This window comes from Spartinivicinus marinus (genome assembly GCF_026309355.1).
GTDB lineage: Bacteria > Pseudomonadota > Gammaproteobacteria > Pseudomonadales > Zooshikellaceae > Spartinivicinus > Spartinivicinus marinus.
This window is the reverse complement of sequence record NZ_JAPJZK010000001.1, coordinates 2500889-2517992: the sequence shown is the minus strand read 5'-3', so window position 1 is coordinate 2517992 and position 17104 is coordinate 2500889. Positions and strand designations below refer to the sequence as shown.

The 17104-nt window shown below is 40.6% G+C and carries 17 protein-coding genes; 4 read left to right on the top strand and 13 right to left on the bottom strand.

Translation table 11 applies throughout. From position 1 onward, the window contains the following. Position 1 precedes the first annotated feature (1 nt). The 9 genes from OQE68_RS11255 to mnmG all read right to left on the bottom strand — a co-directional run bounded on the left by OQE68_RS11255 (position 2) and on the right by mnmG (position 7653). On the bottom strand, positions 2-535 hold the full coding sequence (locus OQE68_RS11255) for a F0F1 ATP synthase subunit delta (RefSeq protein WP_180566645.1): 534 nt from the start codon (positions 533-535) through the stop codon (positions 2-4). Between the two features lie 17 nt (positions 536-552). Continuing rightward, positions 553-1023, bottom strand: a complete 471-nt coding sequence (locus OQE68_RS11250) for a F0F1 ATP synthase subunit B (protein WP_180566644.1) — start codon at positions 1021-1023, stop codon at positions 553-555. A 79-nt stretch (positions 1024-1102) separates the two neighbouring features. Beyond that, positions 1103-1357, bottom strand: a complete 255-nt coding sequence (atpE, locus tag OQE68_RS11245) for a F0F1 ATP synthase subunit C (RefSeq protein WP_180566643.1) — start codon at positions 1355-1357, stop codon at positions 1103-1105. Between the two features lie 64 nt (positions 1358-1421). Then, complete coding sequence (atpB, locus tag OQE68_RS11240; RefSeq protein WP_180566694.1) at positions 1422-2282, bottom strand: F0F1 ATP synthase subunit A; 861 nt, start codon at positions 2280-2282, stop codon at positions 1422-1424. Between the two features lie 152 nt (positions 2283-2434). Beyond that, positions 2435-2830, bottom strand: coding sequence for a F0F1 ATP synthase subunit I (locus OQE68_RS11235; protein ID WP_219339888.1), 396 nt, complete (start codon positions 2828-2830; stop codon positions 2435-2437). A gap of 453 nt (positions 2831-3283) precedes the next feature. After that, complete coding sequence (locus tag OQE68_RS11230) at positions 3284-4153, bottom strand: ParB/RepB/Spo0J family partition protein (RefSeq protein ID WP_180566642.1); 870 nt, start codon at positions 4151-4153, stop codon at positions 3284-3286. Positions 4154-4240: 87 nt separating this feature from the next. Then, the gene (locus OQE68_RS11225) at positions 4241-5023 is read right to left on the bottom strand and encodes a ParA family protein (protein WP_180566641.1); all 783 of its coding nucleotides are present in this window, start codon (positions 5021-5023) and stop codon (positions 4241-4243) included. A 35-nt stretch (positions 5024-5058) separates the two neighbouring features. Next, positions 5059-5730: a 16S rRNA (guanine(527)-N(7))-methyltransferase RsmG gene (gene rsmG / locus OQE68_RS11220; RefSeq protein ID WP_180566640.1), complete on the bottom strand. Its 672-nt coding sequence runs from the start codon at positions 5728-5730 to the stop codon at positions 5059-5061. A gap of 3 nt (positions 5731-5733) precedes the next feature. Next, positions 5734-7653, bottom strand: a complete 1920-nt coding sequence (mnmG, locus tag OQE68_RS11215; protein ID WP_180566639.1) for a tRNA uridine-5-carboxymethylaminomethyl(34) synthesis enzyme MnmG — start codon at positions 7651-7653, stop codon at positions 5734-5736. A 949-nt stretch (positions 7654-8602) separates the two neighbouring features. On the opposite strand from mnmG, the gene OQE68_RS11210 reads away from it, so the two are divergent. Beyond that, positions 8603-10630, top strand: coding sequence for a M4 family metallopeptidase (locus OQE68_RS11210; protein ID WP_180566638.1), 2028 nt, complete (start codon positions 8603-8605; stop codon positions 10628-10630). A gap of 292 nt (positions 10631-10922) precedes the next feature. Here OQE68_RS11210 and OQE68_RS11205 read toward each other — a convergent pair whose 3' ends face one another. The 3 genes from OQE68_RS11205 to hmpA all read right to left on the bottom strand — a co-directional run bounded on the left by OQE68_RS11205 (position 10923) and on the right by hmpA (position 15109). Then, entirely contained in the window at positions 10923-12296 is a 1374-nt protein-coding gene (locus tag OQE68_RS11205; RefSeq protein WP_180566637.1) for a multicopper oxidase family protein, read from the bottom strand. 251 nt (positions 12297-12547) lie between these two features. Continuing rightward, positions 12548-13657, bottom strand: coding sequence for a thioesterase domain-containing protein (locus OQE68_RS11200; protein ID WP_180566636.1), 1110 nt, complete (start codon positions 13655-13657; stop codon positions 12548-12550). A gap of 243 nt (positions 13658-13900) precedes the next feature. After that, on the bottom strand, positions 13901-15109 hold the full coding sequence (gene hmpA / locus OQE68_RS11195) for an NO-inducible flavohemoprotein (RefSeq protein ID WP_180566635.1): 1209 nt from the start codon (positions 15107-15109) through the stop codon (positions 13901-13903). Positions 15110-15411: 302 nt separating this feature from the next. Here hmpA and OQE68_RS11190 point away from each other — a divergent pair, with 302 nt between their 5' ends. The 3 genes from OQE68_RS11190 to OQE68_RS11180 all read left to right on the top strand — a co-directional run bounded on the left by OQE68_RS11190 (position 15412) and on the right by OQE68_RS11180 (position 16897). Then, complete coding sequence (locus OQE68_RS11190; protein WP_180566634.1) at positions 15412-15744, top strand: ArsR/SmtB family transcription factor; 333 nt, start codon at positions 15412-15414, stop codon at positions 15742-15744. 35 nt (positions 15745-15779) lie between these two features. Beyond that, positions 15780-16415, top strand: coding sequence for a glutathione S-transferase family protein (locus tag OQE68_RS11185; protein WP_180566633.1), 636 nt, complete (start codon positions 15780-15782; stop codon positions 16413-16415). Positions 16416-16564: 149 nt separating this feature from the next. Continuing rightward, positions 16565-16897, top strand: a complete 333-nt coding sequence (locus tag OQE68_RS11180) for a glutaredoxin family protein (protein WP_180566632.1) — start codon at positions 16565-16567, stop codon at positions 16895-16897. Here OQE68_RS11180 and OQE68_RS11175 read toward each other — a convergent pair. Continuing rightward, positions 16886-17095: a type II toxin-antitoxin system Phd/YefM family antitoxin gene (locus tag OQE68_RS11175; RefSeq protein ID WP_180566631.1), complete on the bottom strand. Its 210-nt coding sequence runs from the start codon at positions 17093-17095 to the stop codon at positions 16886-16888. The genes OQE68_RS11180 and OQE68_RS11175 overlap by 12 nt on opposite strands. Between the last annotated feature and the right edge of the window lie 9 nt (positions 17096-17104).

Below are 17104 nucleotides of genomic sequence, written 5' to 3'. Positions count from 1 at the left end.
CTCAGGATTTCATCGCGTCGGCCAGTCGATGAAGTTTGGCGCTTATTGAGCCATCAATAACCAGGTCACCTGCCTTGATGACCAAGCCACCGATTAAACTTTCATCAACCTCGCTCACGACATTTACATCGCGACCTAAACGCTTGCTGAGTGCTTTTGCCAATTTCTCTTGCTGAGTGCCCGTTAACTCCATTGCTGAAGTAATGGTGACGTCAATAGACTTCTCTTGCTCTGCTTTTAATAGCTCAAAAAGCCCTGCAATCAGTGGCAGCAAAGTTAAACGTTTATTCGAAGCTAAAGCACGAATGAAATTTGCGCCTTGTTCATCCAGCTCTTTATCACAGACTTCAACAAAGGCGTCAGCTTGCTGGGTTGTAGTTAACCCAGGAGAACCAAGTACCTGTTGAATCTTTTCAGCCTGTGATACAGCGGATGCTATAGCCAACATTTCTGACCATTTGGCTAATGCTTTATGCGCAAGTGCATATTCAAACGCAGCTTTAGCATAAGGCCGGGCTAAGGTGGTCAGTTCCATATGGATAACCCCCTTGGTTACAGCTCAGCGGCTAGCTGATCAACGAGTTTGCTCTGGGCTTTCTTATCAATTTGTTGCGCCAGAATTTTCTCAGCACCGGCAACTGCAATACTAGCCACTTGGCTACGTAATGCCTCTTTTGCTCGGTTAAGCTCTTGATCAATCTCAGCCTGAGCGGCGACTTTAAGTCGTTCGCCTTCTGACCGAGCTTGGTCTTTCGCTTCTTCAACAATTTGATTTGCCCGCTTGTTGGCTTGCTCGATGATCTCAGCAGCTTGCTCTTTGGCCTCACGCAGTTGCTTGCTGGCTTTGTCTTGAGCCAACTCCAGATCACGTTTGGCGCGATCAGCAGCTTCTAACCCATCTGCAATTTTCTTTTGGCGATCGCGTAAAGCTTGTGTAACCGGTGGCCACACGTACTTCATGCAAAAGATCACGAAGATCGCAAATGCTAGTGATTGCCCTATAAGGGTTGCATTGAGATTCATGCCAACACCTCTCGCTTTTAGTGTTAAGGAAAACTAATGCTTTACAACGACTGGCATTAGTCGTTTAAGCACAATTACCCTATTTAACTAAATCGATAAAAGGGTTAGCGAAGGTGAAGAATAATGCAATACCTACACCGATCATGGTTACCGCGTCTAACAGACCGGCTACGATGAACATTTTCACCTGAAGCATTGGTACCATTTCTGGCTGACGAGCAGCGCCTTCTAAGAATTTGCCACCCAATATGCCGAAGCCGATCGCAGTACCTAGTGCACCCAGACCGATCAACAGACCTACGGCAATTGCTGTCATACCAACTACAGTTTCCATATTTCCTCCCGACAGTTGTCGTAAACAAAGTTAATGATAAAAAAGTTTAAAACTACAATCTTGTTTAGTGATCTTCGTGGGCCATGCTTAGGTAAACGATGGTTAACATCATGAAGATGAAAGCCTGTAACGTAATTACCAAAATATGGAAGATTGCCCATGGAACGGACAAGAACCACTGAGCCCACCAAACAGGAATAAGGGCGATCAAGATAAAGATCAGCTCACCAGCATAAAGGTTACCGAATAGACGTAACGCCAGTGATATTGGTTTTGCTATTAAACCAACTCCTTCTAACAGCAAGTTAAATGGAATCATCCACTTGCCGAATGGCTGAAGGGTAAGCTCACCAACAAAACCGCCAACCCCCTTAACCTTGATGCTGTAGTAAATAATCAGGAAGAATACGCCTAGTGCCATCGCAATGGTGGCGTTAGGATCGGTAGTGGGTACTACTTTCATGTATTCAATGCCAATAGCGCCTGCCAGTAATGGAATCCAGTCAACGGGTACTAAGTCCATCAGATTCATTAAAAATACCCAGACGAAAATAGTGAGAGCCAATGGTGCAATTAATGCGTTGCGCCCATGAAAGGTATCTTTAACACTGGTGTCAACAAAGTCGACCATTAACTCAACAAAGTTTTGTAAAGCACCTGGCACGCCACTGGTAGCTTTTTTCGCGGCTCTGCGGAACAGGAATAAGAATAAGCAACCTAAGGCAACAGCCCAGCCTAAGGTATCAAGGTGGAAGGCCCAAAACCCCATGGCTTTTGCTTCGGCAGCACCATGAGCCAAGGTCCAGGTTGAGTCGGTCAGCACGGTGCCGTCATAACGCTCATAGCCTTCAGGCAGTCTGCCAAAGGTGAGGTTTTGCAGGTGATGCTGGATATATTCTGTTGCTGTTTGATTTTCACTCGCCATAATACGCTCTCGTGACAATTCTAAGAAAACGGTCAAAAAACGTTAAAATTCTTTCTTTTAAAACCTTACTGGCTCTTTTTTAACAAAGCCCTAATTTGTGCTTCACTTAAGCTATAGCAACTGATTTTACAAAGCATTAGTTACCCTCTTGATTAAAGCTTTAATAAAAGGGCCGTAAACCAGTTGACTGTTTGCACTAAAATAAAGGTTCCGAATAAGGCGAAAACATTGAGAGGCTCAACAAAACCAAACACCAGTGCAAACAATAAGGCAGTTAAACCAAGCTTAACGGCTTCTCCTTTATAAAAGGAGTGAGCAATTTGTTTAGCTGCCCGTGCACCAGAGTGTTGAAAGGCTTTTTTGGCAAGATAAGCATTGGGAATCAGACAAATGAGTCCACCCAAAAATGCTGAGTAGGCTGTAACCACACTATGCAACAACAAGACACATGCTACACATACCGTCACAATGAGTTGTGCAATAATAACTCGGTAAATTGGTGGTTTATGTAAATGAGGTGCCCCCATAACTGCTTTAGTTAACCCCATTTATTAACTACTCGCCTTACTAACCTTACCAAAAGGTCCCCCCTTACGACCTTAAAGAAACGATCAACTTTACAAGCTGTCTACCACAAAATCGTAAAAAACCAATTGGGTAACAAAACTATTTGGATATTAATTAGCCAATAGGTGTAAAACACCTTTGTTATCCACACTGTTTTATTCAGCTTAAACTTTTTTGTAGCTTATTATCAGGCCTAGCTACTCATAAAAGTCTGACAGTTGGATAATTGATAGCCAAATAGCTTTATATAAACTTCAGCCAAAATTTGGGGCCAGAAGTATATTTCGAATAGCCTATATGATCAACACTACATCAATGTATTCGTGTACTTGGTATTAAACAAATAGCTTTTCCATCTGTCATGTTAGGAATTGCTACTGTTCTAAAGTAGACTATTAATTGATCATTTGTAGCAAGGCTATGAATATTAGTAATTATTTAATATGCGCCAAGACGCCGTCTAGTTCATCTAAGTTGTTGTATTTTATTACTAACTTGCCTTTCCCTTTAGCTGAGTGCTGAATTAGTACTTCAGTACCTAGCTTGTCACCAAGCTCATCTTCCAGTTGCTTAATATCTGGATCAATTTTTTGTTCAGGTTTAGTTGTTTCGGCTTCAGCTTGCATGTGACGCACTAGGGCTTCAGTTTGTCTAACAGAAAGTCCTTTTGCCACGATGGTTTTGGCTGCTACTAATTGTTGTGTTTTAGTCAGGGTTAAAATGGCTCTGGCATGTCCCATTTCTAGATCACCATGTTCAAGCATGGTTTTGACATCATCAGCCAGGGTCATTAAACGCAATAAATTTGTAATAGTGGCTCGTGATTTACCCACTGCATCGGCCACTTGCTGCTGAGTTAAACCAAACTCCTGCTGTAGTCTATGAAGTGCCATGGCTTCTTCAATAGGGTTTAAATCTTCACGTTGGATATTTTCAATAAGTGCCATGGCAATGGCGGCTTCATCTGGCACTTCGCGAATAACGGCAGGAATTTTTTCTAAACCAGCAAGCTGTGTAGCGCGCCAACGCCTTTCTCCAGCAATTATTTCGTACTTATTTTGACCAATGGGGCGTACTACAATGGGTTGCATTACCCCTTGGGCTTTTATAGAGCTGGCTAATTCCTCTAATGCTTCAGGGTGCATATCTCGGCGGGGTTGGTAGCGCCCACGTTGAATCCACTCAACGGGTAGTTCATCTAGTTGGCTGTTTTGTTCATTGCCAGTTTCTACAACAGTTGTCGCTGTTGCACTACCTAATAATGCATCAAGCCCTCTGCCTAACCCTCTTTTTTTGGTTGCCATTGGTTTTGCTAATCCTGAATAAAAGTACTGATTTGATTATGCCGTAAACTGACGCCAGTTAACACCGTAGATTAAGGGCGCCTTTAATTAGGCACTAACAGCCACTTGTTCTTGTTTGCGGATTAGCTCACCAGCCAAAGCAAGGTAAGCCAGTGCCCCTTTGGAGTGTTTGTCATATTTTAGTACAGGCAAACCGTAACTGGGTGCTTCTGCTAAACGTACATTACGAGGAATGATGGTGCGATAAACTGAGTCACCAAAGTGCTCAACCAGCTGAGCTGATACTTCGTTAGTAAGACTGTTACGGGCGTCATACATCGTGCGTAACAGACCTTCGATTTTTAATTTAGGATTGAGTACTGAAACAATGCGACTGATTGTGTCTAATAAGGCTGATAACCCCTCTAGTGCGTAGTATTCACACTGCATTGGAATGACAACGCCATCAGCTGCTGTCATTGCATTAACAGTCAGCATATTTAATGAGGGAGGGCAGTCGATCAGGATAAAATCGTAAATTGATCCAACATCAGCGAGGGCTTTTTTCAGTCGTAACTCTTTTTGTGGGATTTCTAATAACTCAACTTCAGCTGCAGTAAGATCTGCGTTAGCAGGCAATAAATCATAACCAGCAGGGTCAGTAGGAACTAGTGCAGCGGTTGCATCTACTGCACCTACTAATACATCATAGATGGAGTTTTCCAGAGCATTTTTATCAACGCCACTGCCCATCGTGGCATTGCCTTGAGGATCTAAGTCAACTACCAGCACTTGCCGTTTAGTTGCGACTAACGACGCAGCGAGATTAACGCAGGTTGTGGTTTTTCCCACTCCCCCTTTTTGGTTAGTTACCGCAAGTATTTTGGCCACGATAGTTTCCTTAGTGTTACTTGTTTTGTGTCACTTTAAGAAGCGCTGTTAACATTATTATTTTGTAATATTACCAAGTGACGTTCGCCCTCACAGTTTGCTACTTCAAGTGGTATAGATTTTACCAGCTTTGTTGAAAGCGCTTCAGCTTGCTGAATCTCCTCTTTTGGATAGACGCCTTTCATGGCATAAAAATATCCCTTGGGTGCAAGCAGGTGTTGAGTCCATTTCACCATATCTTGTAGAGCACTAAAAGCTCGGGAGACAATAATATCAAAGGGATTATCAACCTGAAATTGTTCAACGCGTTTTTGAACGACTTGAATATTATCTAACTGCAAAGCCGATTTTGCTTGGACTAAAAAGCGAGTTTTTTTGCCATTGCTATCCAGCAAAGTAAATTGCTTGTCGGGAAAACAAATCGCTAGTGGAATACCAGGTAAGCCGGGGCCGGTGCCTACATCTAATATATGACTGCCTTCGATATAAGGCACAACACTTAAGCTATCCAACAAGTGACGTGGAATCATTTGTTGGATATCTCTAACTGCTGTTAGGTTGTAGGCTTTATTCCACTTGTTTAGTAATAACAAATAAGCCGTTAACCGCTCAAGTTGAGACTGGGTAAGTTGGAGCCCCATGGATGAGACCCCAGTAGCAATTGCTTTGGCAAGCTCTTGAGAGTTTTGTGTAGAGTGTAAATTCACAGCTTAGGCGCTTAAGTCAGTTTTAGTTTTGTCTGCAACAATTTTTTCTGTAGCAATAGAGCGTTTTTTCAGATGAACAATTAATAGCGATACTGCCGCAGGTGTTACTCCAGGAATTCTTGATGCTCTGCCTAAAGTGTCTGGTCTGGCATCTGATAATTTTTGCTTGATCTCATTAGATAACCCGGCAATTTGCTGATAGTCCAAGTCTTCAGGCAGCAAGGTATTTTCATGACGTCTTAACCGAGCGATTTCTTCAGTTTGACGGTCAATATAGCCTTGGTATTTGGTTTGAATTGCTACTTGCTCAGACACTTGAGGGTTGTCAGTCACGGGTTCGCCTACCAAACTAGCGATTGCCTGATAGCTTATGTCAGGACGGCGTAACAGTTCTAACAGGTTATATTCTCGAGTAATAGGTCTTTCTAGAATTTTATTAGCCTCTTCACCTGCTGGGGTATTGGGCTGAATCCAGCTGGTTTTTAAGCGCTGGGTTTCTTGCTCAATGGCTTCTTTTTTACGGCAGAATACCGCCCAGCGTTGATCGTTAATCAAGCCAAGCTCACGGCCTTTTTCGGTTAGCCTCAAATCAGCATTGTCTTCTCTTAATATCAAGCGATATTCCGCACGGCTAGTAAACATCCGATAAGGTTCTTGAGTACCGTTGTTAATTAAATCATCAACCAGCACACCTATATAAGCTTCATCCCGGCGAGGGCTCCAAGCTTCTTTTTCTTGTGCTTTCAGTGCTGCGTTTAAACCAGCAAGTAAGCCTTGCGCACCGGCTTCTTCATAGCCAGTGGTGCCGTTGATTTGCCCGGCAAAATATAAACCTTGGATAAACTTGGTTTCTAAAGAAGGCTTTAAATCTCTGGGGTCAAAAAAGTCATATTCAATGGCGTAACCTGGACGAGTGATATGGGCATTTTCAAAGCCTTTAATCGAGCGTACTAACTCTAGCTGCACATCAAACGGCAGGCTGGTGGAAATACCGTTGGGATAAAGCTCGTTGGTGGTTAACCCTTCTGGCTCAACAAAAACCTGGTGTGAGTTTTTATCTGCAAAGCGGACAATTTTATCTTCTATAGACGGACAGTAACGTGGCCCAACTCCTTCAATCACTCCCGTATACATTGGCGAGCGATCCATACCGCCACGAATAACCTCATGAGTCTGCTCATTGGTGTGAGTAATGTAGCAGCAGATTTGCTCTGGATGATCATCAACAGAGCCCAGGTAAGACATCACTGGTGTGGGGGTGTCTCCAGGCTGTGGTGTCATGGCAGAGAAATCGACTGATTTGGCATCAATTCGAGGAGGTGTACCTGTTTTTAGTCGATCCACACGGAATGGTAATTCACGCAGGCGGTTGGCTAGTGCAATAGAAGGAGGATCTCCCGCTCGACCACCCGAATAGTTTTGTAAGCCAATATGGATTTGTCCACCTAAAAATGTACCAGTAGTGAGTACCACATTATTAGAGAAAAACTTCAGGCCCATCTGGGTAATAACCCCTTTGACCTGTTCACCTTCTACTATTAAGTCGTCAGCGGCTTGCTGGAAAATATCTAAGTTAGGCTGATTTTCTAATACTCGACGGATAGCGGCTTTATATAAGGCGCGGTCTGCTTGAGCGCGGGTTGCACGAACCGCAGGGCCTTTCCGAGAGTTAAGAATGCGAAACTGAATCCCGGCCTTATCCGTAGCTAATGCCATAGCACCGCCCAGGGCGTCGATCTCTTTCACCAAATGGCTTTTACCAATACCGCCAATCGCTGGGTTACAGGACATTTGTCCTAATGTTTCAATGTTATGGGTTAATAACAGCGTTTTAACCCCGGTGCGTGCCGCTGCCAGAGCTGCCTCTGTGCCTGCATGGCCGCCACCAATGACAATAACGTCATAGCGAGTCGGATAGTCCACCGTAATACCTCACCCAAGAGCCTGTTAAATGGTCGCCTAGTATATAGAAAAGCTTTCTTATGCTGTACTAGGTCTGTAACTGTAAGTATGGCTGGCTATTTTATAGTCAAATTTTAAGATTGCTATAGGTATTCATAGTATGGTTGCAAATAAGAGCTGCTTTGGTGGATTAAAGTTATCCACAGGCAACCAGTAATTATTGAGGCTTTTATCACGAAGTTAACTTGATATCCACAACTAATCACACCTTATCCACAAAAATTACGGTTAAAGTTGACTTTGTGGGCAGTTATTTTTATTGATAGGTTTGCGGATTTCTGGATGAGAGGGAGCTAAAAATGACTTTTGCGGCACTCTCTCTTGTTTTTTTACACCCCAAAATCAATAGAAATTAATATTATTAAAGTACAGGCAAATTAAAACAATGCAAAGTATGTTTGTTAGTAATTACATTTATTTTTAGTTATCTTTCAGTAACTTGATTATTGAATAAAAATATTTTAATGGGCTTGATTATAATTAATATTTAACAACTGCTATGGAATAATATTATTAGTCAAATCGGTTGAGTAGAAATAAGAAGTTTGTTGTTTAAATGGGTCAAAAAAAACACTATCGATAAGTTGTAAAGAATAACATGTGACTCTTTTCTAAGTTAATTAATTTTATTCCTGCATCATAGCTTACAGATTCATCGCCAGTTAATACCTTGTAAGTAAAGTGAATTTTACTTAAAGGGTTTTAGTTATTGTTTAACTGGAATGTTTGTTATTTATTTTAGTACCTCAGTAAGCTTGAGATTATTTTGTAAAAATATTGAAGAGTTAAGCTAATTGTTGAGCCGCTATTTTAGCAATATTTGATAGTGTTTGTTTTAAATAATAAAAATGTCAACCTCGCTATTAGCATACTCGACAAGCCTAATAAATTTACTTTGATGAGGCTTATTATGAAAAGTCAGCATGTTTTAAAACAAATTGCTTATGTTAGTGTGCTCAGTGCCAGTACTCTAGTTTCTATGACAGCGCTAGCGGCAGAAAGAATTAACCTTGAAGAGCATGAATTAACTCGCGCTATTCGCAGTATTGCGCCTGTGCACGAAATTTTGGAGTTAGAGTCTGCAAAAGATGCGAAGCCTGCTGCTATGATGAAATTTGATAGTGGCATTAAAAAAACTCGTTATCAGCAGCATTACAAAGGTGTGCCAGTGTGGGGCTACACTTTTGTTGCAGGGGTCGATAAGCAAGGTGTTGCGGGAGATTTTAGTGGCTATTTATTAAGAGGGCTTGAGCAAGATAACTTGGTTGTAGATCCTAGTATTTCCGCTGACCAAGCGCTGGAAATTGCTAAACAACAACAAGGACATGCTGGATTTAAATCAGCCAGAATTGAGCATAACGATAAACAGCTTTATATATATGCTGAAGATCCAGAAAAACCAAGGTTAATCTATGAGGTTTCTTATTTCACTCATGACCCTGAACCGACTAGGCCTTTTTATTTAATTGATGCTCATACTGGTGAAGTGGTTGATAGTTGGGAAGGTATCAATACAAGAGAAGCCACTGGCCCAGGTGGAAACAAAAAAATGGGAAAATACATGTATGGTAAAGATCATGGCATGCTCCCAGTTGATGATCAGTGCCGAATGAGTACTGAAAATGTTGAAACCATCGATATGAAACACCAAAGCTCCGGTGGCCAGGTTCATAAATTTAGTTGTCCAGAAAATACTCATAAAGAAATTAATGGGGCTTACTCGCCACTAAATGATGCACATTATTTTGGAATGATGGTTTTCAAAATGTATAAAGAGTGGTTTGACATGAAACCACTGCCACATAAATTAAAGATGCGTGCCCACTACCGTCGAAATTACGACAATGCAATTTGGGATGGCCGCGCGATGTCTTTTGGTGATGGAAGCAGAACGTTTTACCCACTTACTTCATTAGATGTATCTGCTCATGAAGTAAGCCATGGTTTTACCCAGCATAACTCAGGTTTAGTATACCGAGGTCAGTCGGGCGGTATGAACGAGGCCTTCTCTGATATGGCGGGCGAAGCTGCTGAGTATCATATGTTTAAAAAGGTAGACTGGTTGGTAGGCGCAACTATTACCAAAAGCATGAAAGCACTTCGTTATTTTGAAAAGCCAAGCCAGGATGGGCGCTCAATTGATCATGCAGAAAGCTATCGCCAGGGAATGGATGTTCACTTCTCAAGCGGTGTTTATAACCGAGCTTTTTATAACTTAGCAAACACCAGTGGTTGGGGGGTTAAGTCAGCCTTTGAAGTCATGGTTATTGCCAACAAAATGTACTGGAAACAAAACACTCAATTTGAAGACGGCTCTTGTGGGGTAATGAAAGCAGCTAAAGACAAAGGCTGGAGTGTTGGTGATGTTAAAGCTGCGTTTAAAGTAGTAGGACTAGGCAGTCGTTGTAATGTGCCTGATGGTGGTGATAAGCCAGGTGATGGTGATCCGAACCCGAACCCAAATCCGAATCCAAATCCGAATCCGAATCCGAATCCAAATCCAAATCCGAATCCGAATCCAAATCCTAACCCGAATCCAAATCCTGACCCAGAGCCACCACAAGGTGACTTCAAGCCAATGATGAATGATATGCAGGCTTGTTTGAGTTTAACCAACATGCATGTGAAAGCTAAAAGCTGTAGCAGTAATAGTAAAACTCAGCAATGGAAACTGGATTCCAAAGGCTTATTGCACCCTGCCAATGAACCAAATAAATGTTTACAAATGGAAAAATGGTGGAGTGGTAAAAACCGTGCAGTAATTGGTAGTTGTAATGCAAGTGACATGAAACAACGCTGGACCCTTAGTAATGGACGTTTACAAAACGTGGCTTATAACTTTGCAGTTATTCAGCACTTTTATGAAAAACACAAGGATTGGGTAGGTATTTGGCTGAAGGATGAGAATAAGAAAGGACAGAAGTGGAACTGGAAATAACTATATCCTTCGCAAATGATCTTTAGGCTTTGTTATCTTCGTTCTTCACCCCAGTCACTTATTATATATAAGCTCCTGGGGCTTCATCTCTCGATGGCCTCGCCTAAAGAACCCCTTGCTGTGGATATTTCTCTGGTTATTAAGTTGATATGAAAGCTAAAGGATATGGAGTAACAGGGTATTCTGGAGCTAAAGCATGGATGCTTTTTTAGCTCTTGATAGACCGGGGATGGTCTTTCAAGAGTGGCAGAAGAATGGCCTGTTATTCCATATCGGACACTAAGCTTAGCTTTTATACAACCGAAACATATCCCATTAACCCTGTTTTCATATGCTCAATTACATGGCAATGAAACATCCATCTACCAGGGTTATCTGCCACAAAAGCTATTTTTACCCTTTCGTTTTTTTCCATTAAAACCGTATCGGTATGATAGGGTTTTATTTTCTTTTTATTTGACCATATAACGGTAAATGTATGACCATGCATATGAATAGGATGTTTATGTGGGGTGACATTTTTCATGTCAAAGATATACGTTTTACCAAGCTTTAATTCGGCTAGCGGGGCAGGTAAATTATTTTGGTTCATACCTTCCCAAGCTCGGCGGTTGATGGTCCAAAACTCATGTTTAGCTTTACCATTCTTATCAGTTGGGGTCATAGCGCCAGACCACTCGAATAAAAAGTTTATGACTTCTGCACTTTTCAAATCAGGCGAAGGAATTGGGTTGACTGGCAGTGATGGAATTTGATTTCGTTTTGGTAGTTTCGCCTCAACTGTTTTTAGCTTTAACAAGCCAAAGAAAAGCCTGCCTTTACCATTTTGTACTTCAATGATTTCATCTGTTTTTTCTGGTGCAATAAATGCAATATCTAAACGCATTCCTGCACCTATTTCGTGGGCAGTTAATGGAACTGGCTTGCTTAGAGCATTACCATCTACAGCAATAATTTTTGCAGGGAAGTCTTTAAGCGCAATTTTATAAATAAGTGTATTATCTACATTCAAAAAACGTAATCGTATTAATCCACCTGTTGGTATCTCAATAGTTGGTTTATGTTGGCCATTAACTGTTTCATAGCGGCCAGGGGTGCCCATTCTGGCGGCATAACGAGGGATAGATAACTGAGTAAACTCGCCTTTTTCATCTATATGCCAATTTTTTAGACAAAGGGGAATGTCTGCATCGAATGTAACAGGCTCTGCTTCTTCAACAATTAACGTACCAACCAAGCCTCTGCCAAGCTGCTGGGTACTGTTCATATGAGGGTGGTACCAAAACGTTCCTGCATCTGGGCAAACGAAGTCATAGATAAATGTCTCGCCTGGCATTATGGGTGGTTGAGATAAAAAGGGTACACCATCCATTGCAATGTCAATTCGAATACCGTGCCAATGTATCGTTGTAGGCTCTTTTAGTTTGTTTATAAACTTTATTCGTATGCGTTGACCTTGTTTAGCACGTAATACAGGTGCAGGGTAACCACCATTAAAACCCAAAATTGATGTATTAATGCCTGGAATAAGTTCGGCAGAACCAGGTTCGGCAGTTAATACATAATCAAAATCAGACTCTTTTGCGGCTAACACAAGACGAGGAAGTTGACTGGCAGCTAAAATGCCAGCAGAGGATAACAAAAACTGACGCCGGGAAATTGCCATTTTACATCTCCTAAAAAGCTGTCAGGCATTTAACCAGCACTGAAGCAGAAAGTAAAATACCCTTCCCTTTGAATAAGCAATCGGGGAACAGGGTAAATACAACTGCTTCTAACAATTAATAAAGCATAATTGTTTTAAAGCCTGCTACTCAGCAAATACTGCTTTAGATAATACGTTAGGGCTACGGCGTCAGTAGTCTAGCCAAAACGGCTACAAGCACTGAAAAGGATAAGAGGTAACGTACTACTACGTTACTCATTACAACTTAGTATAGGTTGTATATTTATGCCAATATCTTTAGATAAAAATTTATCGATAAATAACAAAATATGTTGCTCTGCATAGCTGTGTCTGCCCAGATAAGAGCTATAAGCCTTTGATTGAGGGGGAATTATATGACGAGTGCCGAGATTGGTTAAAGAAAATTGTGCACGAAAACTGCCGCCAGTTTTCCATGGGGCAGGGTTGCAAACAGGGTCTCCCTCAATAAAATAATGCTCAATATGTTGTTTAATCCAATCGGCATCCCAAAGTCGGTTAGCTTTAGCTAAATCCAGTAAAGCTGCATGACCAAGTGCTGCTGAACTATAGCCGATGGCCTTTAACCCATGCTTAATTGCTGCATATTGGGCCATTGCACCACCTAATGAATGCCCTAACAATAATAAGGGGGCTTCAGGTACTTTATTCTTTATGGCGATATCTTTTGCAACTGCTTTGATGGTATTAACAATTGCGGAAGTCTGTAGATAAAGTTTTGGTACTGAACTACCAACCAGGTTTTTTAAGTCAGTTGTTAGCTGGTGAGCAGATAAAGAACGATAATGTTTAGGCTTAACAAAACCTTTGCCTGAGTGAGTGCCACCAAAAACTAGTTTAAATTGGTTTTTGGTGGGCTCGTAAAATAATGCTGCAAGGAGTCCTGTATGTTTATCATATCCAATCCCTTCAGATGTGAACTTCAGGTTAGCCAATAAGGGGTCGTTAATAAATGCAGAACGAAAATCCTCTAACCGACACAATTTATGTTGCGATGAGCTGTTTACTTTTGCTTCAACCTCGTTGATATGAGCAATTGGCTCGCCATAAGTAAACCCTGCAAGTGTTGCATTTACAGCAATTTCTGATAAGCCTGCTTGTTGTAAATCGATGGTTTTTTCTTGCCATAACTGCTTACGATGCAGCTTATTGATAACAGTTTCTGATAGTGACTTATGATCAGAGAAACTACTGGATTTAAACAGCTGTTTGAAAGAATGCAAGCTAGCTCTGCTAAAACTAGTATTAGAAGGCCTTCTACTGAGAATGGTTGGCTCAGAAGCAGAAGTTGGTAATGAATGAGTTTTTACTGGGTTTATCATTGGTACAACCTGATATTATACCCAATGTGAAGGGTATACATAGCTATTTATTAGTTACTGAGTAGCGGTATAGCTACTTATGAAGGTTATATAACAGTTTGTATACTTAATTGATATCAGGTTTAACCTGAATATTTTACTCATCAAAGAGTTTGTGAAATTTGATGAAACATTTGGGAGATGTTTTTATGGTTTTATCGCAGTGTTGGACGTTCATCCAACACCACTCATAATGAGGCGCCGTTATAAGGTGTGTTGAGGCCCAAACACCTCATAATGAATCTGGCTTGGGTCAACGCCTGCACTTAATAACTGTTGATTTATTGTTTGCATAAAACCAAATGGACCACATAAGTAATATTGTGCATTGGGTAATAGAACTTGTTGCTTAATATCATCAATCTGCATGGTTCCTTCAAACTGATAATCTATTCCTTGTTGGTCTATTGATGTAGGCTGTCGATACCAAGTAAGAGATTGAACATTTTTATTTTCAGCTTCAACTTGCTTGATAAAAGGCTTGAAAGCATGCACTAGACTATGTTCACAAGCATGTAAATAATAAATAGGTGCCTGATGTTTATTGGCGACCAAGGTATTTAACATGCTTACCATTGGCGTTAAACCAACGCCTGCTGATATTAACACTACAGGGGTTTCCTGTTTGGCTTGTAAATAAAAGTCTCCAGCAGGAGGCAATATTTTTAAAGTATCGCCTACGTTGATTTGATTATGCAGGTAATTAGAAACAATACCTGGTTTTACTCCTCTGCTTTCTCTGCGTACACTAATGCGATAAGTTTTACCATTAGGTTTGTCAGATAGTGAGTATTGTCGTATTTCTTGGTGTACAGATGAGTTTGGGTTAGTGACTAGACTTAAGTATTGTCCTGGTTTAAAACTTTTTACAGGCTTGCCATCAACGGGAGCAAATTTAAAGGAGGTGATTAAGTCACTTTCAACGTTTTTCTCTAATACAGTAAACTCACGGGGGCCTTTCCAACCACCTTCGGCCTGCTGATACTCACTGTAAATCGTCGATTCACGCTCTATAAATATACCTGCTAATACTTGATAAGCTTTAGTCCATGCGGCAAGCACTTCATCTGTGACTACATCGGGTGCTAACTCTTTTAATGTAGCCAGTAAATGATTGCCAACAATGGTGTAATGTTCTGGTTGAATTAAAAAGCCAGTATGTTTTTGGGCAATGTGTTCAATGGCTCCAGAAAGTACTTCAGGCTTATCGATAAACTTTGCATAAGCTAATACGGCATTAAACAGAGCTTTAGGCTGTTCACCAGTATGTTGGTGGCTTTCATTAAAGATGTTTAACAGCTCTGGGTTGTGTTTAAACATTCTTTTATAAAAATGTTCTGTAATTGCAGTACCGGCTTGCTCTAATAAGGGAACAGTAGCTTTTACAGTTGTTATGGTGTTTGAATCAAGCATTAGCAGGTCCTTGTAATAAAAGTATATTGAAAATGTTGGGTTGGTTAAATGTTGTGCTTCTTTTCATCCCTCTTTTGGCTGAAGAGTAGCTTTGTCTATTAATATTTTGCCCATTAATATGAATCTTAAATGCATATTATATAATATGTATATTATATCCATATTTATGGGTGGGCAAGGGTAACTATATAGGTATTTACCCTTACTCTTTGTCGAGCGAATATCAAAGAGAACCTTTTTGGTGGCGAAAAATATTAAACCAATCGGTTTAATATTTGGATACAACATCTATACTGGATAATATGCAAACACCTCGACCTTTATCATTAGATCTTGTATTCAAAGCCTTAGCTGATGAAACCCGACGGCAGCTTTTGCAAACGCTATGTGGGGGGAGTTATAGCATTAGGGATTTAGCGGCACCGTTTGATATTAGCTTTCCTGCAGTGGCAAAGCACATAGCGGTGCTTGAAAGAGCAGGTTTAATAACCAGAAAAAAGCGAGGTCGGGAGCAAATCTGCACGCTTAATCCATTAACCTTGCGGGAAGCTCATCGATGGTTAGGTTTTTATGAAAGTTTCTGGAGTCAACAACTCGATCATTTGGAAGACTATTTGAGTTTGCTACAAGAATAAAGCCAACAAAAAATTAAAGAAAAGGAATAATAAAAATGAAACTATATTATCACCCGCTATCAACATATTCACAAAAAGTGTTAATAGCTTTTTATGAAAAAGAGGTTGAATTTACCCCTTATATTGTCAACTTAATGGATGAGGCAAGTAAAAAAGAATACAAAGAAATATATCCTCTGGGTAAAATACCTCTATTGATGTGTAATGATGACCATATGATTCCAGAATCAACAATAATAATAGAATACTTGGATACTCATTTTTCCTCTGGTACCAGGCTTATTCCTGAAGACAAAGATGCAGCCCGGCAGGTGAGGTTTATCGATAGAGTTCAAGATAATTATCTAAATGACAATATTGCAACTTTATTTTTTGAAAGTATGAAGCCAGCGGAAAAGCAAGACTCTGAAAAGCAAGCCAAAGCAAAAGAGCAATTAGATATTATGTATCACTACATGAACAAACAATATAGCGAAACCACTTTTGCAAAAGGTGATGACTTTACAATGGCTGACTGCTCTGCAGTGCCTGCTTTATTCTATGCACAGAAAATCTATCCATTTGAGCAGTTTGAAGGTATAAAAGCTTATTATAAGCGCGTATCAGAAAGGCCTTCTTATCAAAAAGTGCTAGCCGAAGCACAGCCTTACCTGGAAAAGATGTTTAGCTAAAATTACATAAAAAGTACAGCATTCAACTGAATTAGGACTGGGCTATATTATATAGCCCAGGTTTTGTTATATATTGACTGATCATGATTCATTTTTTGTGTTAGCAATAGTTAAAATACCTTCAGCGAAGGATATACTTGAGAAAAGATATGAAAAAGTGGCTGTTAGTTATCGCTGTTATAGTGTTGTTTCAAAACCGACAAGAAATAAGCCTGTTTTTAAACCCACCACCTGACTTTTCTGCCACCAATAAAGAGGATGTCGTGCTATATGCCACTAGCTGGTGTGGATACTGCAAAAAAGCCAGATCATTTTTAGAAAAGTACAATATACCCTATACAGAGTACGATATTGAAAAGTCCACAGAAGGCCTCCGTCAATATAAGCAACTAGGTGGCAAAGGGGTTCCCGTGTTTTTGGTTAAGGGCAAAACCATCAGTGGTTATAACCCACAAGCCGTGGTGGCAGCATTAGAGGGATAAGTATACAAACGTTCTGTATACGTATAGGTTTTCAGTAGAATGCATAAGCCGCTCATATTCTTTAACAGATAACACGACAGCGGTTTGCTTTCCATGAACGGTAATATATTGAAGCAAGCCGTTGCCTGCATCTTTAATCAACTTGCTTAGCTTGTTTTTAGCCTCTTGCAGCTGCCACTCATTGGTTGTAGTAGGCATAAAAAGTTC

Bases quoted from the DNA above. Each gene is read 5' to 3' on its own strand.
- atpB (WP_180566694.1), bottom strand. From the start codon at position 2,282: ATGGCGAGTGAAAATCAAACAGCAACAGAATATATCCAGCATCACCTG.
- OQE68_RS11205 (WP_180566637.1), bottom strand. From the start codon at position 12,296: ATGGCAATTTCCCGGCGTCAGTTTTTGTTATCCTCTGCTGGCATTTTA.
- OQE68_RS11230 (WP_180566642.1), bottom strand. From the start codon at position 4,153: ATGGCAACCAAAAAAAGAGGGTTAGGCAGAGGGCTTGATGCATTATTA.
- OQE68_RS11250 (WP_180566644.1), bottom strand. From the start codon at position 1,023: ATGAATCTCAATGCAACCCTTATAGGGCAATCACTAGCATTTGCGATC.
- OQE68_RS11180 (WP_180566632.1), top strand. From the start codon at position 16,565: ATGAAAAAGTGGCTGTTAGTTATCGCTGTTATAGTGTTGTTTCAAAAC.
- OQE68_RS11190 (WP_180566634.1), top strand. From the start codon at position 15,412: ATGCAAACACCTCGACCTTTATCATTAGATCTTGTATTCAAAGCCTTA.
- OQE68_RS11175 (WP_180566631.1), bottom strand. From the start codon at position 17,095: ATGCCTACTACAACCAATGAGTGGCAGCTGCAAGAGGCTAAAAACAAG.
- OQE68_RS11235 (WP_219339888.1), bottom strand. From the start codon at position 2,830: ATGGGGTTAACTAAAGCAGTTATGGGGGCACCTCATTTACATAAACCA.
- OQE68_RS11210 (WP_180566638.1), top strand. From the start codon at position 8,603: ATGAAAAGTCAGCATGTTTTAAAACAAATTGCTTATGTTAGTGTGCTC.
- hmpA (WP_180566635.1), bottom strand. From the start codon at position 15,109: ATGCTTGATTCAAACACCATAACAACTGTAAAAGCTACTGTTCCCTTA.
- OQE68_RS11200 (WP_180566636.1), bottom strand. From the start codon at position 13,657: ATGATAAACCCAGTAAAAACTCATTCATTACCAACTTCTGCTTCTGAG.
- OQE68_RS11255 (WP_180566645.1), bottom strand. From the start codon at position 535: ATGGAACTGACCACCTTAGCCCGGCCTTATGCTAAAGCTGCGTTTGAA.
- atpE (WP_180566643.1), bottom strand. From the start codon at position 1,357: ATGGAAACTGTAGTTGGTATGACAGCAATTGCCGTAGGTCTGTTGATC.
- OQE68_RS11185 (WP_180566633.1), top strand. From the start codon at position 15,780: ATGAAACTATATTATCACCCGCTATCAACATATTCACAAAAAGTGTTA.